General features: G+C 70.0%; 26 protein-coding genes. 12 read left to right on the top strand and 14 right to left on the bottom strand.

What is annotated here, in order from left to right:
* The first annotated feature begins 135 nt into the window (after window positions 1–135).
* Both AB0I12_RS00525 and AB0I12_RS00520 read left to right on the top strand, forming a co-directional pair.
* Window positions 136–669: a hypothetical protein gene (locus tag AB0I12_RS00525; RefSeq protein ID WP_359922467.1), complete on the top strand. Its 534-nt coding sequence runs from the start codon at window positions 136–138 to the stop codon at window positions 667–669.
* Window positions 670–778: 109 nt separating this feature from the next.
* Window positions 779–1,267: a hypothetical protein gene (locus tag AB0I12_RS00520; RefSeq protein ID WP_359922465.1), complete on the top strand. Its 489-nt coding sequence runs from the start codon at window positions 779–781 to the stop codon at window positions 1,265–1,267.
* Between the two features lie 68 nt (window positions 1,268–1,335).
* On the opposite strand, the gene AB0I12_RS00515 is transcribed toward AB0I12_RS00520, so the two are convergent.
* Window positions 1,336–1,887, bottom strand: coding sequence for a YceI family protein (locus AB0I12_RS00515; RefSeq protein WP_355485921.1), 552 nt, complete (start codon window positions 1,885–1,887; stop codon window positions 1,336–1,338).
* A 225-nt stretch (window positions 1,888–2,112) separates the two neighbouring features.
* On the opposite strand from AB0I12_RS00515, the gene AB0I12_RS00510 reads away from it, so the two are divergent.
* The 3 genes from AB0I12_RS00510 (at window position 2,113) to AB0I12_RS00500 (ending at window position 3,505) form a co-directional block, all read left to right on the top strand.
* Complete coding sequence (locus tag AB0I12_RS00510; protein ID WP_359922462.1) at window positions 2,113–2,601, top strand: FBP domain-containing protein; 489 nt, start codon at window positions 2,113–2,115, stop codon at window positions 2,599–2,601.
* Window positions 2,602–2,650: 49 nt separating this feature from the next.
* On the top strand, window positions 2,651–2,905 hold the full coding sequence (locus AB0I12_RS00505; RefSeq protein WP_355698312.1) for a hypothetical protein: 255 nt from the start codon (window positions 2,651–2,653) through the stop codon (window positions 2,903–2,905).
* Between the two features lie 81 nt (window positions 2,906–2,986).
* A complete protein-coding gene (locus AB0I12_RS00500) occupies window positions 2,987–3,505 on the top strand; it encodes a phosphoribosyltransferase family protein (protein ID WP_359922459.1) in 519 nt (172 codons plus the stop codon).
* A 1-nt stretch (window position 3,506) separates the two neighbouring features.
* On the opposite strand, the gene AB0I12_RS00495 is transcribed toward AB0I12_RS00500, so the two are convergent.
* On the bottom strand, window positions 3,507–4,736 hold the full coding sequence (locus AB0I12_RS00495) for an exonuclease domain-containing protein (protein WP_359922456.1): 1,230 nt from the start codon (window positions 4,734–4,736) through the stop codon (window positions 3,507–3,509).
* A gap of 70 nt (window positions 4,737–4,806) precedes the next feature.
* Entirely contained in the window at window positions 4,807–5,307 is a 501-nt protein-coding gene (locus AB0I12_RS00490) for a hypothetical protein (protein ID WP_355698324.1), read from the bottom strand.
* A gap of 150 nt (window positions 5,308–5,457) precedes the next feature.
* On the opposite strand from AB0I12_RS00490, the gene AB0I12_RS00485 reads away from it, so the two are divergent.
* The gene (locus tag AB0I12_RS00485) at window positions 5,458–5,613 is read left to right on the top strand and encodes a hypothetical protein (RefSeq protein ID WP_355485930.1); all 156 of its coding nucleotides are present in this window, start codon (window positions 5,458–5,460) and stop codon (window positions 5,611–5,613) included.
* A 100-nt stretch (window positions 5,614–5,713) separates the two neighbouring features.
* Here AB0I12_RS00485 and AB0I12_RS00480 read toward each other — a convergent pair whose 3' ends face one another.
* Window positions 5,714–6,205 carry a metallophosphoesterase gene (locus tag AB0I12_RS00480; RefSeq protein WP_359922452.1) on the bottom strand — a complete coding sequence of 164 codons (492 nt, stop codon included), beginning with the start codon at window positions 6,203–6,205 and terminating at the stop codon, window positions 5,714–5,716.
* Between the two features lie 11 nt (window positions 6,206–6,216).
* Window positions 6,217–7,206, bottom strand: a complete 990-nt coding sequence (locus AB0I12_RS00475; protein ID WP_359922449.1) for an oxidoreductase — start codon at window positions 7,204–7,206, stop codon at window positions 6,217–6,219.
* 189 nt (window positions 7,207–7,395) lie between these two features.
* On the opposite strand from AB0I12_RS00475, the gene AB0I12_RS00470 reads away from it, so the two are divergent.
* On the top strand, window positions 7,396–7,707 hold the full coding sequence (locus AB0I12_RS00470) for a hypothetical protein (RefSeq protein ID WP_359922446.1): 312 nt from the start codon (window positions 7,396–7,398) through the stop codon (window positions 7,705–7,707).
* A gap of 89 nt (window positions 7,708–7,796) precedes the next feature.
* On the opposite strand, the gene AB0I12_RS00465 is transcribed toward AB0I12_RS00470, so the two are convergent.
* From AB0I12_RS00465 to AB0I12_RS00425, 9 genes are all read right to left on the bottom strand, one after another.
* Complete coding sequence (locus AB0I12_RS00465) at window positions 7,797–8,192, bottom strand: hypothetical protein (RefSeq protein ID WP_359922443.1); 396 nt, start codon at window positions 8,190–8,192, stop codon at window positions 7,797–7,799.
* The gene (locus AB0I12_RS00460; protein WP_359922441.1) at window positions 8,189–8,416 is read right to left on the bottom strand and encodes a hypothetical protein; all 228 of its coding nucleotides are present in this window, start codon (window positions 8,414–8,416) and stop codon (window positions 8,189–8,191) included. Before AB0I12_RS00460 ends, AB0I12_RS00465 begins: the two co-directional genes overlap by 4 nt.
* A gap of 168 nt (window positions 8,417–8,584) precedes the next feature.
* Complete coding sequence (locus tag AB0I12_RS00455; protein WP_359922438.1) at window positions 8,585–9,061, bottom strand: hypothetical protein; 477 nt, start codon at window positions 9,059–9,061, stop codon at window positions 8,585–8,587.
* Entirely contained in the window at window positions 9,061–10,185 is a 1,125-nt protein-coding gene (locus AB0I12_RS00450; RefSeq protein ID WP_359922435.1) for a hypothetical protein, read from the bottom strand. Before AB0I12_RS00450 ends, AB0I12_RS00455 begins: the two co-directional genes overlap by 1 nt.
* A gap of 226 nt (window positions 10,186–10,411) precedes the next feature.
* A complete protein-coding gene (locus tag AB0I12_RS00445) occupies window positions 10,412–10,672 on the bottom strand; it encodes a hypothetical protein (protein ID WP_130388988.1) in 261 nt (86 codons plus the stop codon).
* A gap of 17 nt (window positions 10,673–10,689) precedes the next feature.
* Window positions 10,690–11,367 carry a hypothetical protein gene (locus AB0I12_RS00440; RefSeq protein ID WP_359922431.1) on the bottom strand — a complete coding sequence of 226 codons (678 nt, stop codon included), beginning with the start codon at window positions 11,365–11,367 and terminating at the stop codon, window positions 10,690–10,692.
* Complete coding sequence (locus AB0I12_RS00435) at window positions 11,364–14,108, bottom strand: FtsK/SpoIIIE domain-containing protein (protein ID WP_359922428.1); 2,745 nt, start codon at window positions 14,106–14,108, stop codon at window positions 11,364–11,366. The genes AB0I12_RS00440 and AB0I12_RS00435 overlap by 4 nt, the downstream gene beginning before the upstream one ends.
* 118 nt (window positions 14,109–14,226) lie before the next feature.
* Complete coding sequence (locus AB0I12_RS00430) at window positions 14,227–14,622, bottom strand: VOC family protein (RefSeq protein ID WP_359922425.1); 396 nt, start codon at window positions 14,620–14,622, stop codon at window positions 14,227–14,229.
* A gap of 7 nt (window positions 14,623–14,629) precedes the next feature.
* Window positions 14,630–14,827, bottom strand: a complete 198-nt coding sequence (locus AB0I12_RS00425; protein ID WP_359922423.1) for a hypothetical protein — start codon at window positions 14,825–14,827, stop codon at window positions 14,630–14,632.
* 132 nt (window positions 14,828–14,959) lie between these two features.
* On the opposite strand from AB0I12_RS00425, the gene AB0I12_RS00420 reads away from it, so the two are divergent.
* The 5 genes from AB0I12_RS00420 to AB0I12_RS00400 all read left to right on the top strand — a co-directional run bounded on the left by AB0I12_RS00420 (window position 14,960) and on the right by AB0I12_RS00400 (window position 24,109).
* Window positions 14,960–18,034: a PD-(D/E)XK nuclease family protein gene (locus tag AB0I12_RS00420; RefSeq protein ID WP_359922420.1), complete on the top strand. Its 3,075-nt coding sequence runs from the start codon at window positions 14,960–14,962 to the stop codon at window positions 18,032–18,034.
* A 36-nt stretch (window positions 18,035–18,070) separates the two neighbouring features.
* Window positions 18,071–21,649, top strand: a complete 3,579-nt coding sequence (locus tag AB0I12_RS00415; RefSeq protein WP_359922417.1) for a UvrD-helicase domain-containing protein — start codon at window positions 18,071–18,073, stop codon at window positions 21,647–21,649.
* Between the two features lie 629 nt (window positions 21,650–22,278).
* Window positions 22,279–22,626: a metalloregulator ArsR/SmtB family transcription factor gene (locus tag AB0I12_RS00410; protein WP_359922414.1), complete on the top strand. Its 348-nt coding sequence runs from the start codon at window positions 22,279–22,281 to the stop codon at window positions 22,624–22,626.
* Between the two features lie 293 nt (window positions 22,627–22,919).
* The gene (locus AB0I12_RS00405; RefSeq protein ID WP_359922411.1) at window positions 22,920–23,489 is read left to right on the top strand and encodes an SRPBCC family protein; all 570 of its coding nucleotides are present in this window, start codon (window positions 22,920–22,922) and stop codon (window positions 23,487–23,489) included.
* Window positions 23,489–24,109 carry a dihydrofolate reductase family protein gene (locus AB0I12_RS00400; protein ID WP_359922408.1) on the top strand — a complete coding sequence of 207 codons (621 nt, stop codon included), beginning with the start codon at window positions 23,489–23,491 and terminating at the stop codon, window positions 24,107–24,109. The genes AB0I12_RS00405 and AB0I12_RS00400 overlap by 1 nt, the downstream gene beginning before the upstream one ends.
* Window positions 24,110–24,257: the final 148 nt, after the last annotated feature.

Here is a 24,257-nt window from a genome sequence, read left to right as displayed (position 1 = left end):
CCCGGGTAGGGGGTCGATGTGATCCAGGTCACAGTGACCACGATGCGTGTCCCGACGTTACACGGTCAGTGCCGAACAGTCCGCACGGCTCGCTGTGCTGCCGACGGCGCGTCCAACAGGAGGTATCCGGACCCCATGCGCATGCAGAACCTGGCAGTGACCGCCACGCTGATCCCGGTCTTGCTCCTCGCCGGCTGCGGCACCGACGCCGGCGTCGCCGCGGCCGCGCCCGCGGCCCGGAAGGCGACCCGGACCACGACCGTCGACGAGGCGGTGAGCTCCGACGACCCGGTGCTGAACGCCTACTACGGGTACCGCGTCGCGCTCGACGTGATGATGCGCAGCGGCGGCGCGAGGACCAAGCAGCTGGAGCCGGTGATGACGCCGACGATGTTCCAGGCGATCAGCGCGCAGGCGAAATACTTCCGCAGCCGCAAACTGCGCAACACCGGCACCACCAAGGTGCTCTGGGCGAAGCGCACCCTGGCGTCGAACGGCGTCATCGTCAGCGCCTGCTACGACACCTCCGCCGCGCGCACCGTGAACGTCCGCGGCCGCGGCGTCCTCCCGAACACCACCCCGACCCGCTGGCTCGACCAGATGCGCGTCCTCAACCAGCAGGGCCGCTGGGTCGTCGACGGCGGCACCACCACGCCGAACGCCTGCTGAAACCCACGGCTTTATGCCAGTGGGATCACGATCGCGTGCCCCCTGGGTTCCACCGCACCGGCCCGGGAAGACTTCGCCGTAAGTGCCGGCTAGGTCGAGGGGTCCGCCGATGATCGACACGAGTATTGGACGCTGGCTGCCGTTCCTCGGACGCCGCCGTACGCCGGATTCGCTGCGCCCACGCGGTACCAGCTCGCGGGTGAGCCGGCTCGCCGCGCAGTACGACGCCGACGTCGACGCGGCCCTGCAACGCCTCTGGCCGAAGGCGCGGATCTACCACGATCGCGAGTTCACCCGGGACCGCGCCGACTTCCTGCTGGTGGTCCGCGGCCGCGGCGTAATGATCGAGACCAAGGTCAAGAGCGACCCCGGCCTGTTCCGCGGCTCCACCCTCCCGCCGCTGCTGGACCGCCTGCAGCGCGACGGCCGGCGCCTGGTCGTCCTCGTCAACCAGGGCGACCCGACTCCCGCCCGCGACCTGATCACCACCAAGCTCGGCGACAAGGGCCGCATCGTGGTCTGGTCCGGCCCCCACCACGACACCGAACTCCGCCGAGCAGTCGAGTCCCTGCTCCAGCAAACCACCCGCCACGCCTGACCCTGGACACGAAACGGGGACCTTGGACAGGCAGCAGCTTGTCCAAAGTCCCCGTCGGGTGTGTGCGGTCAGGCGTTCTTGATCGCCGAGACCTCGAGCTCCAGCGTGACCTTCTCGCTGACCAGGACGCCGCCGCCCTCGAGCGCCGCGTTCCAGCTGACGCCGAAGTCCTTGCGGTTGATCACGACCGAGCCCTCGAGGCCGAGCCGCTGGTTGCCGAACGGGTCGGTCGCCGTACCGGTGTACTCGAAGGTGACGTCGACGGACTTGGTCACGCCGCGGATCGTCAGGTCGCCGGTCACCACGAACTCGGCGTCGCCGGCCGGCGCGATCGCCGTCGACACGAAGGTGATCTCCGGGTTCTCGTCCATCGCCAGGAAGTCGTTGCTGCGCAGGTGCTCGTCGCGCTGGCTGTTGCGGGTGTTGATGCTCTTCGCCTGGATCGTCACCCGGCCGGACGAGTTCGCCGGGTTCTCGCCGTCGATGTGGAACGAGCCCTCGAACTCGTCGAACGCTCCCCGTACCTTGGTCACCATCGCGTGCCGGGCACTGAAGCCGATCCGGGTGTGCGAGGCATCGAGGGTGTAGTCACCGCTGAGAGCGGCGTACTCGCTGGACATCGCGGATTCCTCCAGGAAAGTAGTTGAACTTTAGACAGTACAGGTTTCACCCTTCCGGCCCGGATGTCCACTCCCCCAACCGGCGTGTCCGAGTCGTGGACGCGGACCTGACCGCAGAACGGACTCGAGCCACCGCGCCAACCGTTGCCCGTAGCAACAGAGTTATCCGGTTGCGGCCGCGCGGGCGAGCTTGTCTCATAGGTGGTCGGAGATCGGAGGACCGTCGTGGAACCGCTCAGCGCCGAGGACGTCAGGCGCTCGTTCGTCAATTCGTCCAAGAGTCAGATCAAGGCGATGGCACTGCCGCCCAAGTTCGCCGAGCTGCCCTGGGAGTCGCTGGACTTCCTCGGCTGGCGCGACGGCAAGGCGCCGAACCGCGGCTACCTCGTCGTACGGCGGGACGCCGGCGTGACCGGGATCGCGGTGAGCACGCAGGCGTCGGGCGCGGCGCGCCGGTTCGCAGGGCTGTGCGACCTGTGCAACACCGCGCACCACGTGAGCGACGTCGCGCTGTTCGCGGCCCGGCGGGCAGGCTCGGCCGGGCGCGAGGGGAACACCGTCGGCATGTACATCTGCGCCGACCTGGCCTGCTCGCTGTACATCCGCGGCCTGAAGGAACTCGACGTCCCGCAGGGCGAGACCGCCACGCCGGACGTTCGCGCGGAACGCCTCGCGACCCGCCTGGAGGCTTTCGTCCGCCGCGTGTGTGCCTGACACTACGCTGGTACCCCACAGTCGGCCTCGGAGCACCAGGGAGAGCGCGATGACCGAGTTCCGGATCACGCACGAGATCCACAAGACACATCCGGATATCCGCGAGCGGCTCACCGCGACCACGATCGAGGCGATCAACGAGTCGAGCGCCCGCTCCGCCGACGACGCGGCCCGGGTGCTGCGCCACAAGCTCGCCGAGATCAACGTCCAGATGAGCGAAGACGCCTGCCTGGCCGCGATCGAACGGATCCGCTCCGGCAAGCAGCTCCGCTTCGAGGTCGAAACCGTCCCCGACGAGGAGTAGCTCTCAGACCGGCGTTTGCGCGGCGCGTACGGCGTGACGCCGCGGGAAGGGCACCGGCGCGCCGCAGGTAGGGTGCGGGGCGTGGAGCTTGCTGAGCTGGGACGTCGGGTACACGCGACCGCGCATCTGACCGGGGAGTTCTTGCTCCGGTCCGGGCAGACGACGACGGAGTACTTCGACAAGTACCGCTTCGAGGCGGATCCGGTGCTGCTGGACGAGGTGACCGCGGCGATGGTCCCGCTGATCCCGGACGGCACCGAGGTGCTGGCCGGCCTGGAGATGGGCGGTATCCCGGTCGTCACCGCCCTCGGACGGCACACCGGCCTGCCGTGCGCCTTCGTCCGCAAGCACGCGAAGTCCTACGGCACGTGCCGCCTGGCCGAGGGCGCCGAGACCGAGGGCCGCCGGGTCACCATCGTCGAGGACGTCGTCACCACCGGCGGGCAGATCGTCCTGTCCACCCACGAGCTCCGCGCTCTGGGAGCCACCATCACCGACGCCCTGTGCGTCATCAACCGCAACCCCAGCACCCCGGCGCCGCTCACCGAAGCCGGCCTGACCCTGCACGCCCTGCTGACCCCGGAGCACCTGCGGCCCTGATTCAGCCCGCTTTCCGGGGGGCGTCCGGGAGGAGCCGGCGGAAATCGTCGGCGGAGATGATCGGGACGTTGAACTCCCGGGCCGCACGCGCCTTCACGGACAGGCTGTCGACGTCGGCGGCGACCACGAACGTGGTGTCGGGGCGGACCGCCTCCTGCGGCGCGAACCCGGCCGCCACCGCGCGGTCCCACCACACCTCGCGCGGCTCGACCATGTCCCCGGTGAACACCAAGGTGCTCCCGGGCGGAAACCCCCGCGCCCCAGGACGATCCGGTACGACGTACCGCCCGGCGCTCGCCCGGAGCAGCGCGTCGTCGACGTCGGACGCGCGCTGCCCTAGCATGACCGCGACCTTGTCGAGATCGCTGCGCTGGTCGGGCGTGATCTCGCCGGTCCCCCACGACGCGGCCGCCAGGGCGGACACGTAGAACCGATGCAGGTGGTCCACCTGCGGACGGGTGAGGCCCAACTCGGTTGCCACCTGCACCAACTGATCCGCGTCCGCCGCCGTGATCTCCCGATCGGCGATGAGCGTGTCCAGAAGCACCAGATACGAATCAGCCTGGGGTGGCTCCGGGACGCGCGGCAGCTGATCGACGAGCCGGCTCATCCAGCCGTGCCGCCCGCCGGCGTGGACGGGCCGGACGGTCGGCGCGACCTCCGACCCGGGCAGGTCGGGCCAGGGCAGGCTCCGGACCTCTTCGTAGGCCCACTGCCACGGCGGCGGCGACGCGAACGCCCCCAAATACTGAGCGAACAGCTCGGCGGTCGCGCGCGTGTCCGCCAGCGCCGAGTGCCAGCCCTCGATCGAGATCCCGGCCGCCGCGCAACAGGCTCCGAGCGTCCGCTTGGCGCCCGGATGCAGATATCCCGCCAGCGCCATCGTGCACATCGACCGCTCGGTGATCAGCGGAACCGCGACGCCGAGCCGCGCGAACTCCGCCCGCAGGAAACCCAGGTCGAACTCGACGTTGTGCCCGACAACCATCCGCCCGGCCAGCAACTGCCCGAGCTGTCGCGCGACGTCCCGGAACTCCGGCGCCGCCAGCACATCGGCGGTGAGGATCCCGTGGATGTGCTGCGGGCCGAGGTCGCGCTGCGGATTCAGCAACGTCACCCACTCACGCTCGACCTGCCCGCGCGCGTCCAGCAGCACCACGGCGATCTCGATGACCCGGTGCCGATGGGTCGGCAGCAGGCCGGTCGTCTCGGTGTCGATGACCGCATACATCCCGGGCCTCCTCCGGCTCGCTGACCGACTGGAACAACCCAATCACAGCCCGCCGACAGTTTCCGTCCGCTCAGGAATCCGGCACGTCGACGGCGATCTCCGCGCCCAGCTTCGCGCCCTGTGCGAGCTGCAGCTCGTCACCGCTCCAGAACCGGCCGGGGTCGTACCAGTTCGGCCGCCGGCCGCGCAGCAGTCCCATCGCCTCGTACGTCACCGCGACCACCTCGGCGCAGTACGCCGACTCCAGCTCGAGCTCCCGCGATCCCTTCCGCAGCGCCGGCACCCGGCCGCGCACCCACCGCGACGCGAGCCGGGCCGTCGACGGAAACGGCGTACCGTCGAGCCGCGCGACGGTCTTCAGGACGGCGTCCTCCATCGCGCGGGTGACCGGATGGTCGAGCTGCCGCAGCCAGGCGCGCTGGCCGTACTTGCGGCCCCACACCACGACGGCGTCCCGCAGGTCGTGCAGCTGCACCCCGCGGTGGTGCTTCCCGGTCCAGACGTCCGGGAGCGAGCGGCCGAGCTCGGCGTGCCACATCAGCGGCGGCAGGTCCTCGATGACGATCGCCATCCCGACATGGTTGACCGGGCTGTTCGTGGTCAGCTGAATGGCTCGGTCCGCCGCGCTGTCGCCGCGGAACAGCCAAATGTCACCTGTTCGTGTCAGTTCCGTAGCGTCATCCAGTGAAATCCGGCTGGTCACATCGCTAGGTTAGTCGCCATGAAGGTATGGAAGGTGGTAGGGCTTGCGGGGCTCGTCGGCGTCGCCGCGACGGGTGTCGTGATCGCCCGCGGAGAGCGCAAGCGCAAGGCGTACACGCCCGAAGAGGTCCGTGATCGTCTCAAGGCCCGGGTCAAGGAAGCAGCGAACGCCTGACCCCGGCTGCGAAGCCCGGCCGGGCAGTCGTGGATGCGCCGTAACTCGGTGGTACGGCGGCATCCACGTCTGCCCGGCCGTTCTGGTTGCGGTACGCAACCTAAAGGTTGTGCAAGGCAACCTGTTCCAGGCGTCCGCTGGTGATCGTCGCGGTCTGGTAGGTGCAGTACGGCTGCCGCCTGCGGTCGGTCGGCGACCCCGGGTTGAGCAGCCGGAGCCCACGCGGGCCAGTCGTGTCCCACGGGATGTGGCTGTGCCCGAACACGAGCAGATCCACCCCCGGGTACGCCGCCTCGCAGCGAGCCTCGCGCCCCTTGGCCGGGCCGGTCTCGTGCACCACGGCCACCGACATGCCGTCCAGAGTCACCCGCGCGACCTCGGGCAGGCGCGCGCGCAGCTCCGGGCCGTCGTTGTTGCCCCAGCACCCGATCAGGCGCTTCGCGCGCGCCTCCAACTCGTCGAGTAGCGCGACACTCACCCAGTCACCCGCATGGACGACCACGTCGGCGCCGTCGACCGCCTCCCATACCGGCGCCGGCAACTTCTTCGCCCGCACCGGCAAGTGCGTGTCAGAGATGAGCAGGAGGCGCATGCGCCCACTCTCTACGCCTCGAGGGACTCGATCAACTCCTGCTCCCTGGCCGGGCTCAGGCCTGCCTTTCGCTCACGGTCCAGGCCGAGCTCGCGTTCCCAGGCGAGGGCGTCCGCCAGGAACTCCCGGCGGGACCGATGGGTCAGCCCGGCCGCCGCCGCTGCCGCGCCGCTGCGCGACGACCAGCCCTCGTACCCCGGCTCGACCAGCCACATCGCCAGCGAGTCAGGCCCCATGTACTGGTCGACCTTCTGCTCCACCAGCCACTCCCGCGGCGCGCGCACCACAGGCCCGGTGTGACCGCCGACCTCCCGGGTCAGCTCGATCCACTCACCGAACGGCACCAAGGGCCCACGAACGTCGAACGTTCCGGTCCGTCCCTCGGTCGCGTTGTCCAGCAGCCATCCGGCAAGGTCCCTTACGTCGATCACCGACGTCGCCAGCTCGGGCGTGTCGGGCACCAGCAACGGCTCCTCGGGCGCCCGCGCCGCCCGCGCGACCCAGGCCCCCGCGCGGTCGCTGCGATCCCCGGGGCCGCCGATCAGCCCGGCCCGCGCGATCACCAGCCGGTCCCCGACGACCTCGCGCGACGCGAGCTCACACGCGACCTTCGCCTCGCCGTACAGCTCCCGGTCCACCGCGTCCGCGGCGGCCGGCTCCCGCAGTACGGCGGTCTCGTCCGCGCCGGGCGTGTCGTACTTCTCGTACGCGTTCACCGACGACACGTACGTCCAGTGCTTCGCCCGCGCGCCGAACGCGGCCAGCGCCCCCTTCACGAACCCCGGCTCCCACGACACCTCGAACACCGCGTCCCAGTCCCGCACGGGCACCCCGTCGTACGCATCCGGACGACTGCGATCGGCGGCCACCAGCGTGGCGCCGTCCGCGACCGCGCCGCTCTCGCCGCGGGCCAAGCACGTCACCGCGTGCCCGCGTGCGATCGCCTGCGTCGCGATCTCCCGACCGAGCCACGCCGTACCACCGAGGATCAGAATCTCCATGCGGGCCAGCCAATCAGGCGGCGGCAACGATTCCCAAGCACCTTTGCCGAGGGCAGAAACTCCCGTCGGTGATCCGCCGCCCGCGTCAGGTCACCGTCATCGTCGCCCCCTTGCCAGCCGCACGATCCGGGCGCACTGTCGAACCATCAGGACACCCAGGGGTGAGTGTCTGTGGCAGCAGGGGGAGAGATGGCTGGTTTCGTTCAGATCATCGAGTACCGCACGTCCAAGCCGGACGAGATCGCGGCGCTGATGGAGGACTTCCGCGCCAAGCGGGAAGCCGACGCGGGCGGCGCGGCGCCGACGCGCGGCATGACCTGCGCCGACCGGGACGAGCCGGGGCGCTACTTCGCGATCGTCGAGTTCGCCTCGTACGAAGCGGCGATGGAGAACTCCCGGCGGGCCGACACCACCGAGTTCTCGGAGCGGATGATGGAGCTCTGCGACGGGCCCGGCACGTTCTACAACCTCGAGAAGGTGGACGAGCAGGAGTACCGCTGATCCTCAGGTACGGCGTACGCCGGCTCGCCCGGGCGTACGCCGTACCGAGGTGACCGGTGCCGGAAGGGGTCACCCGGCACCGGTGGATCTCAGCGGAAGACGCGGTACGTCGACCAGCCGGCCGGCGGCGCCGCGCCGTGCGGACCGAGGTCGCGGTCGGAATGCAGCGGGTCGGGGTCCTGCCGCTCGGTCGTGGAGTGCAGATCCGGCCACGGCCGGGGCGGAAGCGACTCGCGCGGCGGCAGCCTCAGGTCGGGATCGGGACCCAACTCCGGGTCGAGCCATTCGATCACCGTGGCACCGCCGTGTCCGTGGATCGCGACCACCGACTCGATGCTGTCCCAGACCGTCGTGGTCGGGTAGTCGCCGTACCAGCGCAGCGCGACCGCGCCGTCGGTGAACTGCACCCCCTCGGCGACGGGTCCGGTGCCGCTGACACCGGAGACGTCCTGATGACGGATCAACCGGAAGCGACGGGAGCTCATGTCGGCGCGACCTCCCACAGCCGCTCCCCCGGCAGCCTCCGCCCCGGTCCTGGATCGTGGTCCGGAATCGGGTCGCTCGTCACCCGCAACCCGGCGAACCTGCGCGACATGGCCGCCGCGTACCGCTCGGCCAACTCCGCCTCGGCCCGGTAGTCGGCGACCACATGATCCCCGAACCAGACCCTGACCCGACGACGCTCCACCCGGACCGCACCGTCGGCCATTTCAACACACCCGGCACCGAATCGAGCCGGATCCCACCAACGCCCTCGCAAGCCAACCCTTCACGTCAATCCCTTCCACTGCCCTGTGGGGATGGGTTCACAGGAAGTGACGGCCCCGCGAGCGGTTCATGACGCGATTCCCACGAGATTTCTCACAGCCCGTGAGATTCAGCCGAGCACCCAACCACGCCAGGCGTCGAGGTCATCGGCGTCGAGGGTGGTTTGCGGTGGGAAGCTGTGGAGGCCGACACCGGGAAGGTACGCCGCCACGATCCAGGACATCGCCTCCGCGAGGACGAGGGCGACACGAGGCTGCGTCGCAGCGAGTTCGTCGAAGATCGCACGCGCTTCCTTCGTCTGCGCCTCCTCGTTCCTCGAGCCCGAGATGCGCACGTCGACCACGCCGGTGTACCGATCGATCGCCGACACGTCCTCCGGCGCCGGGTCGGACTCACCGTAGATGTTGGGCCCGACGAGCAGCAGAACCCGCCCGTCAACGGTCCGTGCACGTCCACGGAAGAAATACTGATCGGCCTGCAGCTCCGGATCGTCCAGCCGCTCCAGCTGCAAGGTGTCCGCGAGCCACCCGGCCAGCGCAACCAACGGCTGCTCGGCGGCCATGAAGATCGTGTCACTGTTGGACATCAGTTCTCCTTCGTATACGTGATCAGACGTCCGTCACCGACGATGACATGAACGACATCAGCGACTTGTCCGCCGGGCTGACCGCACGCTCTCCGGAACGCTCTCGACGCGACGTCCTCCGACAGATCGATCCCTCTGCCGTCAATGAGGATCTCGTTTCCCTCGCCCGCCTGATTGCTCGCCTCGTGGATGTTCCGCTTGATCGCGTTCGGCTTCCCGCTGATCGGCGTCTTGAACTCGACAACGACGCCTGCAGCGCCCCTGGCCTTTCGTACCATGCTGTCGGGGTTCCGCACCTTGTCCCTGGTGTGGTCTGCCGGCCTCGCGTCCACGCGCCACCCCTCTTCTGCGAGCCGCTCGGCGATCGCCCGCTCCTTCGGCGTGAAGACGTTCTCAGGGTCGACGATGCCGGGCGAGAAGCTCACGTCGAGCGGCCGCGGGTTGAAGGCCGGATCGAAGTCCAGGTCGTCCAGTGTCGGGAGGTCCGGGAGTTCGATGTCGACGACGATCGGTGAGCGAGAACCTTCTTCGGGGTCGTCGAACGTGGCCTCGATGAGGTCGGTGGTGATGGTGAAAGTGGCGTGCTCCCAGTGCCGGTCCTCCGCCATCGTCTCGAGGAAGGCCTTGACTGCTTCGGTGAGGTCAGGGTCGAGTTCGAAGTCGCGAGTCAGGCGGTCCGCGCGCTGGTGATCTTCTCTGTCGCCGCGCGCTTCGGGCTCCGGAGCCTCGTCGTCGGGCTCGCCGCCGAACTCGAAGTCCCGGGTGAGCCGTTCGGCTCGCTTCTGCTCGTCGCTCTTGTCACGTTCTTCGACGGTGAGTTCGCCGGTTTCGGTGACGGTGATCTCGAGTTCCAACGGTTCCGGGTCGTCGCGGTTCTCGTCGTCCTTCTCGTGGGCCTTGCGGTACTTCTCGAAGGCTTTGCGGGCGACGGTGATGACGGCGGGCTCGTCGTCCTCGGGGACTTCGACGTCTTCGTAGGTAACGCTGAGGCGCTTGGCCTTCAGGTCGACGGAGCCGCCGGTGGCGCGGTTGCGCTTGGCTGAGTCCGAGGACGGGCGGTTCGTGGACGGGCCGCGGTCGCCGACGAGGCCTTCGGCCCAGCCGCGGGCCTTCGGTGGGGCCATCGACAGGAAATGGGCGGCGGCTTCGCAGGCGCGGGCCGCGGCGTCGAGTTGCTGGGCGGCGACGGTCGCCTGGCCGCGGGACGCCAGCAGTGCCAGCTGGGCGTTCTCCCGGCAGCGAGCCGCCGTACGCGTGAGCTGTTCGACGACGCGCGGGATCTCGTCGAAGCAGTCGACCAGGCCGCGGGCGACCCGCTGCAGCTCGGACGGCACCGTGGTGACTCGGGTGTCAGATCTGGTCGGCGTAGTTCTTGCAGCCGGCCGAGGCGATCTCGAGTGCCTCGGCGGCCTGTTCCACGGCCTTGCTCGCGGCTTCGAGGATCTCGGTGATGTCGCGGTCGATGCCGGTGGCCGTACCCGCGATCAGGCTCTCCACCAGTTGGCTGTGCTGGGTGAACCTGAGCTTGAACCCGGCCAGGCCGCCCGCCGCCTGCTTGGCCTCCATCGAGACCTGGTGCAGCTGTTCCTTGAGCCGTAGTACGTCCGACACCTCAACCCACTCCCAAACTAGTTGCGCTTCTTCGGCAGCACGATCGCCGTACCCGCCACCACGACCGGCACCAGGATCCCGAGCCACCAGGGCAGCCCGGCCGCCATCAGCACCAGCACCGCGGCGGCACCGCCCCAGCCCCACCAGCGCGCGCCGGGCAGCCGGGGCAGCCCGAGCACCCGCGACGCGGCCAGCATCGTGACGGCGGCGATCGCCGCGGCCTCGACCCCGGCCAGGAACGAGCCGGTCAGCACCCACACCAGCACGAACCCGGCCAGCGCCAGGGCCGCGCTGATGGTACGCCGCTTGCGCCGCTCCTGGAGCGCCCGGGCCTTGGTCCGCACTTCCTCCAACTGGTCGACGCTCTCGGCGAGCTGTTCGGTGATCCGCTCGGCGATCTTCTCGATGTCGTTGAGCGCACGGATCTCGGGCAGCGTGTGGTTCGCCCGTGTTCCTTCGGCCGGCAACCCGGCGCGCTGCAGGCTTTCGGCGGCCTTCTCGGCGAGCGAGTTGAGCCGCGTCTGCAGCTTGCGCCCGCGCTCGGCCATCGCGTCGGCCTCGGCCGCCGCGGTCGCCTCCGCCTTCGACTTGTGCGCCGTCACCCGGTCCTGCGCCTGCTGCGCGTCGGCCCGCGCCATCGCGACCGTCCGCAGCGCACGCGTGTAGTCCGACCACTCCTGCTCTTCGGTCTTCATCGCCGCACCAGCTCCACCGCGCGATCCACCTCGTCCGACCGCAGCGCCGCGTACGGTACGACGACCTGCGCCTCCGGATGCAACCCGTCCCACAGCAACGCCCGGTGCGGCTCGGACGCCCAGCGCACCAGCGGACCCGCCACCGCGCGTACGCCGTCCTGCGGGTGCCGCAGGAACAGATGCGTCGCCACGTTCGCGCGCCCGTATCCGAGCTGCTCGGTGCAGACGTGCAGCCGGTTCCACCACCCGAAGGTGATGAGCCCCTGTGCCGGCCCGTCCCGCACGATGTCCTGCAACACGTTCGCCGGGCTCTCGAAGAAACCCTCGGCATGCACCTGCATTCGCGGTACGCCGTGGAACCCGAACCCGAGCAGGTACGTCCCCGCGGCCTCCCCGCTCCGCATCGCATCCCGCAGCGCGAACAGCCGCGGCGCGATGTCGTCGTGCTTGTCGACGGTCTCGACCTCGCACCCGAGCTGCCGCAGCACCTGCACCAGCGCATCCTTGCCCTCGGCAACAGACGGCGCCGAGTTCGTACCGTCGACGAAGAGGAAGCGTGGCGGCTCCATTGCCCCGGCGGCCGTCGACACCGCCAACCCGGTCAGCACGCCGAGAGCGTCCGCCGGCCCGTCGCCCAGCACGAGTACGCCGGCGCCGGGCTCGGGCTGCACCTCGACCGCGACCGGCTCCTCGGTCACCGCGATCGGCAGCCCGGTCCACGGCCGGCCGAGCTCGGGCTTCACCGCCGTCGCCGTGTCCGTCAGCCGCGCGGGCTCGGCCAGGTGGAACACCCGCGGCGGGTGCACCGCCGTACCCGCCCGCGTCCACAGCTCCTGACGCAGCGAGTCCAGCACGGCCTTGTCCGCGAAGCTCACCAGCACATGCTGGTTGTCGTCCGGCGAGCCGAAGTTCGCGTTCAGCACAGCCTCGCCGCGGAACTGCAGCTCCGCCGCCGCCGTGTTCCCACTGCGCAGGATCGCCTGCGAGTCGGCCGGCGTCGTCTTCAACGCGATCCGGTACGGCACCTGGCCGAAGATCGAGTCCCGCCGCGTCGACAACCGCTTGACGCCCTCGATCGTCTGCGTCGCCAGCACAACGTGAACGCCGTACGCGCGCCCCAACCGGACCAGCCGCTCGAGCAACTTCGCCGCCTCGTCCGCCAGCTCGTCGTCGTCCTCGAGCAGCACCTGGAACTCGTCCAGTACGACGAGGATCCGCGGCGGCCGCTCCGGGCCCGCGGGCAGCTCCGCGATGTCGGCGACGTTCCCGTGCGACTTGAAGATCTCGCTGCGCCGGGCGAGCTCGTCCGACAGGTGACGCAGTACGGCGAGACCGAACGCGCGGTCGCTGTGCACCCCGAGCACCCTGATCTGCGGCAGCCAGTGCGGCCGATCCGGGCCGGGGCCGAGCGCCGAGAACTCGACACCGTGCTTGAAGTCCAGCAGGTACATCTCCAGGTCGGACGGCGAGTACCGTGCGGCCAGTCCGTGGATGAGCACGAGCAGCAGGTTCGACTTGCCTTGGCCGACCGCGCCGCCGACCAGCACATGCGGCAGGGCCGGGTTGCCGCTGCGCAGCCGCACCAACGCCGGCGTGCGGTCGTCGTACCCGATCACCGTGCCGATCTCATCCTTGACCGGCTGCCACCAGGTCGAGCGGTCCGGCAGCGTCCGGTCGAAGTCGATGGTCGGCAGGACGGCGATCTCGGCCTGCTCGGCGATCACGTCGCAGATCCCCGCGGCGACGGTCGCGTCGAACGGCGGATCCAGCCGGGCCGGCGGCAGCTGCGCGATCTCGACCCGGTCGTTGACGACGGCAACCGGATTGAGGAGATCGAGCAACTGCTTCGAATCGACGTCGAGCTCGGCCGCCGTCGACGCGTCGTAGTGGACGAGGAAACAGATGCCGCGCCGGCCGGCGGTCGCGGCCAGCCGGAGCAGGTCGCGCTGGGCGAGTGTGTCGATGCCGAACGGGTAGTCGAACAGGACGACCACCCGATAGGGGTCGGTCACCTGACCGGTCTCCTTCAGCAGGTCCTCGAAGCGTTCGTGCCCGAGTTGCGCCTGCCGGCTGGCACGCAGCGACGACACGTCGACGAGGCCGGACAGCACCGTGTGCAGCTGTTCCGCGGTGTGCGTTGCCCTGGGCACCAATTGCGGATACTTTGTGGTCAGGTGTCCGAGTAGACCCATCATCCCGGTCAGCTTCGGGTCGAACGCGTCGATGCGCAGCCGGAACGGTTCCGATGCCGCGACCAGCCGCAGCGCGATGCTCTGCAGCAGGCGGCGTGCGGACTCGTGACGGTCGCCGGTCACCTTCCAGCCGTTGGTACGCAGCAGCGGCGCGACGACCGGCGTACCGGACTCCAGTTCGCCGACCCGCACGTACGCCGGGACGCCCGCGCCGATCAGCTGTCGCGAACGCCAGCGGGCGTCGTTCGGCGGGATCGATGCCAGTCCGGGGGCGAGCCGGTCCGCGAGCAGCCGGGCCCGGGGCTCCGCGTCGGACAGCGCCTCCGCCGTCTTGGCGTCGACCAGCGACCGCGACTCCCGCCGGGCCGCCGCTGTCTGTTCCTGCAGTTGACGATGCAGCTTCACGGCGCGCTGGTGCTCGCCGTACGTCAGGCGGCGGGCGTTGTCCAGCAACTGCCCCAACGCATGCTGCAAACCGCGGATCCGCGCTTCCAGGAGCTCCGGTGCGGCCGGACCGGGCGCACTTCCCCCGTCAGGCTTCTCCGTCACGAGCATCGTCCTTCCACACTTGCCCCGCGACCGTACTGATTGCCCCGTTGATTGCCTGGTGTAACCATGTCACACCAGTGGCCCCAGTGGTCACTCCAGGTATCAGTAGTCTCACCTGCTAATCAGGAGCGACGATCTCGAGCTCGTAGCCGTCGGTGTTGTGGAGGAAGGCGGCGTAATGCTGCGGCCCGCCGGCGTACGGATGACGGTCGGCGAACATCAGCGTCCAGCCGTGCTCGGCGGCCTCCGCGACGATGCCGTCGACCTCGGCCCGGCTGCCCGCGTTCAGTGCCAGATGGTTCATGCCGGGCCGCATCCGGTCGTGCTCGGCGGCCGACATCGCCGGGCTCTGCTCGACGACGACATAGCAGCCGTCCGGGGCAGCCCAGGTCATCCCGCCCGGCCAGCCGTCACCGTCCTTCCAGCCCAGCCGGTTGAGGACCCAGCCCCAACTCGTGACGGCCCGGGACAGGTCCGGGACCCAGATCTCAACGTGATGCACAGCGGCGGCCATCGGAGCATTATCTGTGCTCGGCGTCATGATGCGACACGGCCATCGAGATCGCGCCGGACAACAGCAGCCAGCCGAGTGAGGCGACCAGCCACGGCCACCATGGACGGGCCTGCGCGGCCACGGCGACGGCCTTGCCGAACAGCCCGCCGGAGGGCGCGAGAACGAGCACGAGCAACACCCGCGCGAACCGCGTCTCCCTGGTCACTTCTTCATTGTGCGAGGCAGCCGCCGACCCTGCAGAAACCTTGGCGTTTCGCGCCCCTTCATCTTTCTGTCCGTGGCAGGGTTTACGGTCTGCGGTGACAGTGCGGTGACAGTGGACGGATCGGGGGCTGGAGTGAGCACGACCCGGATCGAGAGCACGGCGTACGGCGCCGCCGCTCTGGAGCGCCTGCACGCCGTCGTCGCGCGGCTGAAGGCCGACGATCCGATGACCCCTGTCACCCTGCTCCTGCCGAACAATCTGGCCGGCGTCGTCGCCCGCCGCCACCTCGCCCGCTCGTCGATCGGCGGGCTGTATCTGGCGACCCTCGAGCGGCTGGCCGAGCAGATCGCGGCCGGTCTGCTGACGCCGCGTCGTCCGGCCACCCGTCCGATCGTCGCCGCCACCTGGCGGACGGCGCTAGCGAAGGCGCCCGGGATCTTCGAGGAAGTCGCCGAGCACCCGTCGACCATTCAAGCGCTCGCATCCGCGCATCGTGAGCTCCGCGACCTCACCGATCCCGCGCTCGACAACGTCGCGCACGCGTCGGCGCTCGGCCCCGATCTGGTTCGGCTGCATCGCTATGTCACCACCGAGTTGGCCGCCGACTGGTACGACGAGACCGACCTGCTGCGCGCCGCCGCGGCGCGCATCGCGGCGTCGCCCGAGGTCGTCGGCGAGCTCGGGGCACTCGTGCTGTATCTCCCCCAGGAGCTCACCCAGTCGCAGGCTGCTTTCGTCGCCGCGCTCGGCGACGCCGCGGCCGATCTCACCGTCATCGTCGGTTTGACGGACGTACGACGGGCCGATCGCGCCGTCCGGCGGTCGCTCGAGCGGATCGGGATCGACCTGCCGCCGTCGATCTCGAAGAACTACCCGGTCGCCACCGAGATCCTGAACGCGTCCGACGCCGACGACGAGGTGCGTTGCGTGGTGCGTGACGTCGTCGCGGCGCTGGAGCACACGCCGGCGCATCGCATCGCGGTGCTGTACGCCGCGGCCTCGCCGTACGCACGGCTTCTGCACGAGCACCTGGCCGCCGCGCGCATCGAGGTCAACGGACCGGGGACGCGTCCGGTGCACGAGCGGGCGATCGCGCGCACGCTGCTCGAAGTGCTGGCACTCGTCGACCAGGATCTGCCGCGCGCGGACGTGTTCCGCGCGCTGGCGAACGCGCCGACGCGGGACTTCGCCGGCGAGCGCATCCCGGTGCCGCAGTGGGAGCGGATGTCGCGGGCGGCCGGAGTGGTGCGCGGCGACGACTGGGACACCCGCCTGGCGCGGTATGCCGAGTCCGAGCGGCGGACCGCTGACCAGGAGGAAGCCGCCGAGGATCCCCGGCCGGCCGCGATCCGGCGCGCGCAGTACAACGCATCGATGGCCGAGCGCCTGCACAGGTTCGCTTCGACCCTGCGTCGACGGCTCGGGAGTCTGGCGGAGCTTGAAACGTGGTCCTCGCTGTCCGAGGGCGTGCTGCAGCTCTTCCATGACTTGCTCGGGGACTACTCGTCGCTGCCGATCGAGGAGCAGTACGCCGCGGCCGCCGTCGAGGGGTCGTTGAAGGGTCTGTCGACACTCGATGAGCTCGGGACGCCGGCGAGTCTCGCCGTCCTGCGGGACGTCCTCGATCTGGAGCTGCAGCAGTCACTCCCCCGCGTCGGTTCCTTCGGCACCGGCGTGCTGGTGGCGCCGTTGTCGGCGAGCGTCGGGCTATCGGCCGACATCGTGTACGTCGTCGGTCTGTCCGAGGATCTGTATCCGGGCCGGGTCCACGAGGACGCACTGCTCCCCCACCGGGTGCGCGAGGCCGCCGCGCCGGAGCTCGCGTCGTTCCGCGATCGTCTGGACGAGAAGCAGCGGCATCTGCTGGTCGCGTTCTCGGCGGGCGCGCGCGTGGTGGCGTCGTTCCCGCGCGGCGATCTGCGCCGGTCGTCGCGACGGCTGCCGACGCGCTGGTTGCTCGGATCGCTGCGGGAGCTGACCGGTGACCACGGTCTGCCGGCGACGCAATGGGATCGGTACGGCGAGGTGCTGCGGACGTCGGCGTCGTACGCCGGTTCGTTGACCACGGCAACGATGCCGGCGACCGAGCAGGAGTGGCAGACTCGGGCCGCCGCGGCGAAGCTGTGGGTGCAGGACCGGGTGCTCGTGCAGGCCCGGGAATTGCTGCGGGGGCGTGCTTCCAGCGCGTTCACACGCTTCGACGGCGACCTGTCCGGCGTGTCAGGTCTGCCCGAGTTCGCGGTCGAGGACCGGATCGCCTCGCCGACCTCCCTGGAGTCGTATGCGACGTGCCCGCACGCGTACTTCGTCGAGCGGCTGCTCCAGGTGGAGCCGTTGGAGGCTCCGGAGGATCTGCTCGTCATCTCCCCCGTCCAGGTGGGCAACCTGATCCACAACAGCCTCGACGCGTTCGTCACCCGGCTCGCCGGTTCGCTGCCTGGGTACGGCGAGCCTTGGACGGAGGAGCAACGCGCCCTGCTGCTGGCGATCGGCGCGGATCTCGCGGACCAGTTCGAGGCCGAGGGCCTGACCGGCCACCCCCGGCTGTGGCAGCGCGAGCGGCTGCGGATCCTCGGCGATCTGATGGTGCTGCTCACCGACGACGACCGCTGGCGTTCGGAGCGGAACGCGTCGGTCGTGGCCAGCGAGTTGACGTTCGGGTTCGACGGCGAGCCGCCCGTCGAGATCCCGGTGCCGTCCGGACGGGTGCTGTTGCGCGGATCCGCGGACAAGGTCGACCTCGGCGCGGACGGCACGATCTACGTCACCGACGTGAAAACCGGCGGCTTCTCGCGGTACGAGGGCATCGAAACGGATCCCGTCGCCGGCGGAACCAAACTCCAGCTGCCCGTGTACGCGTACGCAGCCCGCGCGCGCCTGGGCGAGCCGTCCACGCCGGTCGAGGCGTCGTACTGGTTCGTCCGCCGCGGCGGCAAACGGATCCCGGTCCCGCTGACCCCTGAGGTCGAGGCGCGGTACGTCGACACGCTCGACGTGATCGTGTCGTCGATCGCGGCCGGGTTCTTCCCGCCGAAGGCGCCCGAGGTGCCCGACTTCCTGTGGGTGCAGTGCCCGTACTGCAATCCCGACAGCCTGGGGCACAGCGAGGTCCGGGCCCGGTGGGACCGCAAACGTCACGACCCTGTCCTCGAGCGCCTGGTGCGGCTCATCGACCCGACCGCGCTGGAGGTGGCCTCGGATGAGTAGCCGTCGCCGCCCGGCGCTCCGGCCAGGAGGCTGCCGATGACCGAGCAGTTGCTCGACGGGGCCGCCCGCGACCGGATCCGGTCCGACACCGACACCACGCTGTTCGTGGAGGCGGGTGCCGGGTCCGGGAAGACGCACGCACTGGTCGACCGGGTCGCCACGCTGGTGCTGCGCGACGGCGTACCGCTGCGGACCGTCGCCGCCGTGACCTTCACCGAGAAGGCCGGGGCGGAGGTGCGGGACCGGCTGCGGGTCGAGTTCGAGCGGGCGCGCAAGGGTTCGGCCGGCCGGCTCGCCGATGCGGCGCTCGACGATCTGGACTCCGCGTCGATCGGGACGCTGCACGCGTTCGCGCAACAGATCCTGCTCGCACATCCGATCGAGGCCGGGCTGCCGCCCCTCATCGACGTCCTCGACGAGGTCGGCTCGTCGGTCGCCTTCGAGGAACGCTGGGCCGAACTGCAGCAGCAACTTCTCGACGACGATTCGATCGCCGAGCCGCTGCTGCTCGCGATGGCCGTCGGCGTCGAGCTGAAGCACCTTCGGTCGCTCGCCCGCCTGTTCGGCAACGACTGGGACCTGATCGCGGACCGGGTCCTGGTCGACCCGCCCGAGCTGGTCGCGATGCCCGACCTCGGCGGCCTGGTCGCCGCGGCGGCGCAGATCGGCGCCGCGGCCGACTCCTGCCTCGACGCCGACGACCGGCTGCTGCCGAAGGTCCAGCAGATCCGGGAGCTCGGCCTGATGCTCGACGCCGCGTCCGACCAGGAGACGCGGCTCGCGCTGCTGCAGACGTTCCGCGGCCTCAAGGTGGGCCGGATCGGCCGGAAGGAGAACTGGCCGGACATCGCGAAGGTCCGCGCGGACTGCACCGAGGTCGTCGAGGTCGCCGGTTCCCTCGTCGAGCTGCTCCTTGATGCTTGCCTTCGGCACCTTTCGCACTGGATCGCGGAGCGGGTGCTGGAGTCGGCGGAGCTGCGGCGGGCCGAGGGCCGGCTGGAGTTCCACGACCTGCTGGTGCTCGCGCGTGACCTGCTCCGCCGCGACGCGGACGTGCGTGCTGCTCTGCAGGAGCGGTTCGAGCGATTGCTGCTGGACGAGTTCCAGGACACCGACCCGATCCAGATCGAGCTCGCGGTCCGGATCGCCGGCGGCGCGGAGGCCGATGCACCGGACTGGCAGGACGTCGAGGTTCCCGAGGGGCGGCTGTTCGTGGTCGGCGACCCGAAACAGTCGATCTACCGGTTCCGGCGCGCCAACATCGCAACGTACCTCACCGCCCAGGAGTTGCTCGGCGAGACGGTCGCCCTCACCACGAACTTCCGCACGGTGCCGGCGATCCTGCAGTGGATCAACACCGTGTTCGGCACGTTGATCCAGCCGCAGGAGTCGGCGCAGCCGTCGTACCAATCCCTCTCCCCCCACCGCGCCAACCCGACCACCGCCACGTCGGCTGCCGGCTCGTCCTCATCCGCGGGACCCGCCGTCACCTCCTCGGCTGCCGGCCCCGGTGCCACCTCGGCTGCCAGCCACGGCTCGCTGTCGTCTGCGGGCAACGCACGCCCGTCGCGCCTGGGGAGCCGACCCGACCGCGACGCGCCCGCCCCGCCGTCACCTGACCCGGTCCAGGGCGACCAGCTCTCGATCTTCGACGAGCCCACGCTGTTCGACGAGCCTTCTCCCGACGAGGTGGCTGACCTCGCCGCCGTCCTCCCGTTCCGCCGCCGCGACGACGCCGTCGACGTACCGGTCGAGGAAGCACCCGAGGATCCAGCGGCAGGGCCGGCCGTGACGATCCTCGGCGCCGTACCGCACGACGACCTCCCCCGCGCACAAGCCTCCGTCCTGCGCGAACGCGAAGCCACCGACGTCGCCTCCGTCATCGAAGAGGCGCTCCGCGACGGCTGGCTGGTGTACGACGAGCGCACGGAAACCTGGCGCCCCGCGGAAGCCGGCGACATCGCGGTCCTCGTCCCGGCCCGCACCTCGCTCCCGTTCCTGGAGGACGCGCTCGACCGCGCCGACATCCCGTACCGCGCGGAAGCCAGCTCGCTCGTCTACCAGACCGCCGAGGTCCGCGACCTGCTCGCCTGCGCCCGCGCGCTCGGCGACCCGAGCGACCAGCTCGCGCTCGTCACCACGCTCCGCTCGCCGCTGTTCGGCTGCGGCGACGACGACCTGTACACCTGGAAACGCGACGGCGGCCGATTCATCCTCACCGCCCCGGTCCCCGACCAGCTCCTCACCCACCCGGTCGCCGAGGCGATGGAGTGGCTCCGCCGGACGTACTACGCCGCCCGCTGGCTGACCCCCAGCGAGGTCCTCGCAAAGATCGTCGCCGACCGCCGGATGCTCGAAGTCGCCGCGATCGGCCCGCGCGCCCGCGACGCCTGGCGCCGGATCCGGTTCGTCGTCGACCAGGCCCGCGCGTGGTCCGAGGTCGAACACGGCGGCCTCCGCTCGTACCTCGCCTGGGCCGCCCACCAAGGCGAGGAGACGTCCCGTGTCGCCGAGGCGGTGCTGCCCGAGACCGACGCCGACGCCGTCCGGGTGATGACGATCCACGCCGCGAAGGGTCTCGAGTTCCCGATCGTCATCCTCTCCGGCATGACCGCGTCCCCGAACCGCCAGCGCGGAGTCCAGGTCCTCTGGCCGCTCACCGGCGGGTACGCCGTCAAGCTGAAGTCCTCCGTCCAGACCGAGGACTTCGACCTCGTCCAGCCCGTCGACGAGCAGATGGACGACTACGAACGCCGCCGCCTCCTGTACGTCGCCGCGACGCGCGCCCGCGACCACCTGGTCGTCTCGCTGCACCGCTCCGGCAACCGCCGCCACACCAGCAACGCCGAGCTCCTCGCCACCGCCGGCGGCGCCGACGCCCCCCACGCCACCGTCTTCACCAGCCCGCCGGTCCCCGACCGCGAGCCCACCGCCGGCCCCGACGTCACCCCGCCCATCTCCCGCACCGATTGGGAAACCCGAGCCACCGCCGCCCAATCCGCCAGCCGCCGCCCCTCCGCCCGCTCAGCCTCCGGCCTGGAAGGCACGGGCCCCGAGCTCACCCTCACGGATCCTGCTTCCGGCGCCGCCCACGAACCCGTCGACCCCGGCACCGCGAAGGCAGCCCGCGACCTCGAACTCCCGCCCTGGTCCAAGGGCCGCTACGGCACCGCAATCGGCCGCGCCGTCCACGCCGTACTCCAGGTCGTGGACCTCTCCACCGGCGCCGGCCTCGAAGCCGCCGTGTCAACGCAATGCCTCGCCGAGGGCGTCCTCGAGTACGCCGACGTGGTCACCGCCCTCGTCCGCTCAGCCCTCGCATCCGACGTCGTACAACGCGCCGCCGCCCGCGACCACTGGCGCGAGTCGTACGTCGGCACCGAGCAACCCGACGGCACCATCCTCGAAGGCTTCGTCGACCTCATCTACCGCGAAGACGACGGCCGCCTCACCATCGTCGACTACAAAACCGACGTCATCCCCGCCTCAGCCCTGGACGCGAGAGTCGCCTACTACGCCCCCCAACTCCAGGCCTACGCCCAAATCCTCCCCAACACAGCCCCGCCAGTCCTCCTCTTCCTCAACCCCACCACCGCCGTAGAACGCCCCCTCTAACCCCGACCACTCCCGAGCGACAGCAGCCCCCTCCCCCGGCCCCAAGCCGCACCGACCCGCCGCCTCACGCCGGTCCCAGCCGCTTCACGCCGCCCCCACCAAGCCCCGCCACGCCACGCCGGGTCGCGTCGCCCACGTCCGGTTCACACCGACCCCACAATCCCCGCCGCGTAACGGCCAGGTGGCGTCGAGCCCCACCACGTCACGCCGAGCCCCACCGCACTATGCCGGGTCGCGCCGACCCCAGCCGGTTCACACCGACCCCACCAAGCCCCACCGCGTCACGCCAAGCCCGCCAAGCCCGCCAAGCCCGCTAAGCCCGCTAAGCCCACCGGATCACGCCGAGCCGACGTCCCGGGCCATCCGCGCGACGCGCCTCGTACAGCCGCCAGCACCGCCGCCGCCTCCGGCCACCTCCGCACGCCAAGCAGCCGGCCAAGCAACAGCTCAGGCCGCCTAGCCATCCCGCTAGCCAACCCGCTGACGTGCGCTGCCTTGCTCGGCCAATGCGGCCAATGCACGTGCTCGGCTCACGATCCGTCTCCATGACCACACACCGCCCGAGCCCACCGCGGCCCGGCATCGGACACACCCTTGACGCATGCCCATATGGGCATATGATGGCGTTCATGGCACGAGCAGCCACGACGTCCGACGTCTTCAACGCGATCGCCGAGCCCCAGCGCCGGCAGATCCTGGTGCTGTTGCGGACAGGCGAACGCCCGGTGACCGAGCTGGCCCAAGAGCTAGGCATGACCCAGCCCGGCGCATCCAAGCACCTGCGGGTACTCAGGGAGGTCGGGCTGGTGCAGGACCGCAAAGCAGGCAAACAACGCCTGTACGGACTCGACGCCCGCGGACTGCGCCCGGTCCACGAGTGGATCGGCGGTTTCGAGCAGTTCTGGAACGAGAGCTTCGACCGGCTGGACGCCTACGTACAGGACCTCAAGCACGCAAGGCAGGAGCACAACCAATGAGCGCGAAGGCCCAGGGTGCACCCGCGCACCCCGCGTCCGCACCGGGAGTACCGGCGCAGTCCGAGACCGGACCTGGCGCCTCGGCGCCACCCGAGACCAGACCTGGCGCGTCGGCGCAGTCCGAGACGGGGCCTGCGATATCAGCGCAGGCCCAGACACAACCCGCCGTGCCAGGGCAGCCCCAAACGAAATCAGGAGCATCGGCGCGAGCCGACACCGAATCTGCGGTACCAGTGCAGCCCCAAACGGAACCAGGGGCATCGGCGCGGGGCGACACCGAATCTGGGGTACCAGTGCAGCCCCAGACGGCACCAGTAGCGTTGGCGCGGGCCGGCACGGAATCTGCGGTACCAGCGCAGTCGGACACGGCACCAGGGGTATCGGCGCGGGCCACGACGGCCGACCGCGAGGTCGTCATCTCCCGCATCATCGACGCCCCACCGGCGCTGGTGTTCGAGGCGTTCACCGATATCCGGCACCTGTCGCAGTGGTGGGGTCCGGACGGGTTCACGACCACCACGCGGTCGTTCGAGTTCCGCGTCGGTGGCGAGTGGGTCTTCGTACTGCACGGCCCGGACGGGACCGACTATCCCGAATGGATCTCTTGGACCGAGATCGTCTCACCCGAGCGGATCGCCTTGGTACACGGTGAGTTCCGCGACGACCCGAACGCCTTCGAGTCGCTCATCACGTTCGAGCCCGAAGGTACGGCGACCCGGATCGAGATGCGCACGGTCTTCCCGACCAAGGAACTGCGCGACGAGGCAGTCGAGAAGTACCACGCGATCGAGGGCGGCCAACAGACCCTGGGCAACCTGGCTGCCTACATCACCGAACTCCTCCTGAAGGGAACAAACGACTGATGGCAGCCAAGGTGTACTTCGGCGTATCGATGTCGCTCGACGGCTTCATCGCACCCGACTCCCCGAAGGACCTGATGGGGAAGCAATGGATGGAGCTGCAGCAATGGGTCTTCCCGCTGCGCTTCTTCCGGGAGAACCTGAAGCTCGGCAAGGGCGGCGAAGAAGGCCGCGACAACGACATCGCGCGCGAGACGTTCGAGCGCACCGGCGCGAGCATCATGGGCAAGCGGATGTTCGACGCCGGCGAACGAATGTGGCCGGAAGAGGCGCCGTTCCACACCCAGGTCTTCGTCGTAACCCACGAGAAGCGCGACCCCTGGGAACGCCCGGGAGGAACCACCTTCCACTTCATCAACGATGGCATCGAAGCAGCACTCGACCAGGCCCGCCAAGCCGCGGGCGACCGTGACGTCCGCATCGCCGGCGGCGCCGAAACAATCCTCCAGTACCTCAACGCCGGCCTGATCGACGAGTTCTCAATCGCCCTGTCCCCCGTACTGTTCGGCACCGGAATCCGCCTGTTCGACGGCATCGACGCCAGCCGCATCGCCCTCACACAGACCCATGCGGAGTCCTCCCCCAAGGTCACCCACCTGACCTACACCGTCCACGACCGCTAGCCCCCCAGAAACGGCAACCATCCAACGTCACAACAGCGGCGGACGCTGCATGGTTGTCTGGTGCAAGTTCCTCGCGTCTTCAACACCCGGAGTTGTCAGATAACGCGTCCGCGGTGGCAGCAGTTCCCATGAACTGTTGCCACCGCGG

Origin of the sequence: Kribbella sp. NPDC050459 (assembly GCF_040655315.1) — a bacterium.
Lineage (GTDB): Bacteria > Actinomycetota > Actinomycetes > Propionibacteriales > Kribbellaceae > Kribbella.
This window is presented reverse-complemented; position numbering and strand designations above follow the sequence as displayed.

What these genes read in the sequence shown, in the direction of transcription:
- AB0I12_RS00490 (WP_355698324.1), bottom strand. Translation starts at nt 5,307, where the DNA reads ATGGCGATCGTCATCGAGGACCTGCCGCCGCTGATGTGGCACGCCGAG.
- AB0I12_RS00505 (WP_355698312.1), top strand. Translation starts at nt 2,651, where the DNA reads ATGACCGAGTTCCGGATCACGCACGAGATCCACAAGACACATCCGGAT.
- AB0I12_RS00480 (WP_359922452.1), bottom strand. Translation starts at nt 6,205, where the DNA reads ATGCGCCTCCTGCTCATCTCTGACACGCACTTGCCGGTGCGGGCGAAG.
- AB0I12_RS00440 (WP_359922431.1), bottom strand. Translation starts at nt 11,367, where the DNA reads ATGAAGACCGAAGAGCAGGAGTGGTCGGACTACACGCGTGCGCTGCGG.
- AB0I12_RS00515 (WP_355485921.1), bottom strand. Translation starts at nt 1,887, where the DNA reads ATGTCCAGCGAGTACGCCGCTCTCAGCGGTGACTACACCCTCGATGCC.
- AB0I12_RS00450 (WP_359922435.1), bottom strand. Translation starts at nt 10,185, where the DNA reads ATGGCCCCACCGAAGGCCCGCGGCTGGGCCGAAGGCCTCGTCGGCGAC.
- AB0I12_RS00460 (WP_359922441.1), bottom strand. Translation starts at nt 8,416, where the DNA reads ATGGCCGACGGTGCGGTCCGGGTGGAGCGTCGTCGGGTCAGGGTCTGG.
- AB0I12_RS00430 (WP_359922425.1), bottom strand. Translation starts at nt 14,622, where the DNA reads ATGGCCGCCGCTGTGCATCACGTTGAGATCTGGGTCCCGGACCTGTCC.
- AB0I12_RS00495 (WP_359922456.1), bottom strand. Translation starts at nt 4,736, where the DNA reads ATGTATGCGGTCATCGACACCGAGACGACCGGCCTGCTGCCGACCCAT.
- AB0I12_RS00400 (WP_359922408.1), top strand. Translation starts at nt 23,489, where the DNA reads ATGGCAGCCAAGGTGTACTTCGGCGTATCGATGTCGCTCGACGGCTTC.
- AB0I12_RS00520 (WP_359922465.1), top strand. Translation starts at nt 779, where the DNA reads ATGATCGACACGAGTATTGGACGCTGGCTGCCGTTCCTCGGACGCCGC.
- AB0I12_RS00525 (WP_359922467.1), top strand. Translation starts at nt 136, where the DNA reads ATGCGCATGCAGAACCTGGCAGTGACCGCCACGCTGATCCCGGTCTTG.
- AB0I12_RS00485 (WP_355485930.1), top strand. Translation starts at nt 5,458, where the DNA reads ATGAAGGTATGGAAGGTGGTAGGGCTTGCGGGGCTCGTCGGCGTCGCC.
- AB0I12_RS00455 (WP_359922438.1), bottom strand. Translation starts at nt 9,061, where the DNA reads ATGTCCAACAGTGACACGATCTTCATGGCCGCCGAGCAGCCGTTGGTT.
- AB0I12_RS00410 (WP_359922414.1), top strand. Translation starts at nt 22,279, where the DNA reads ATGGCACGAGCAGCCACGACGTCCGACGTCTTCAACGCGATCGCCGAG.
- AB0I12_RS00465 (WP_359922443.1), bottom strand. Translation starts at nt 8,192, where the DNA reads ATGAGCTCCCGTCGCTTCCGGTTGATCCGTCATCAGGACGTCTCCGGT.
- AB0I12_RS00470 (WP_359922446.1), top strand. Translation starts at nt 7,396, where the DNA reads ATGGCTGGTTTCGTTCAGATCATCGAGTACCGCACGTCCAAGCCGGAC.
- AB0I12_RS00415 (WP_359922417.1), top strand. Translation starts at nt 18,071, where the DNA reads ATGACCGAGCAGTTGCTCGACGGGGCCGCCCGCGACCGGATCCGGTCC.
- AB0I12_RS00475 (WP_359922449.1), bottom strand. Translation starts at nt 7,206, where the DNA reads ATGGAGATTCTGATCCTCGGTGGTACGGCGTGGCTCGGTCGGGAGATC.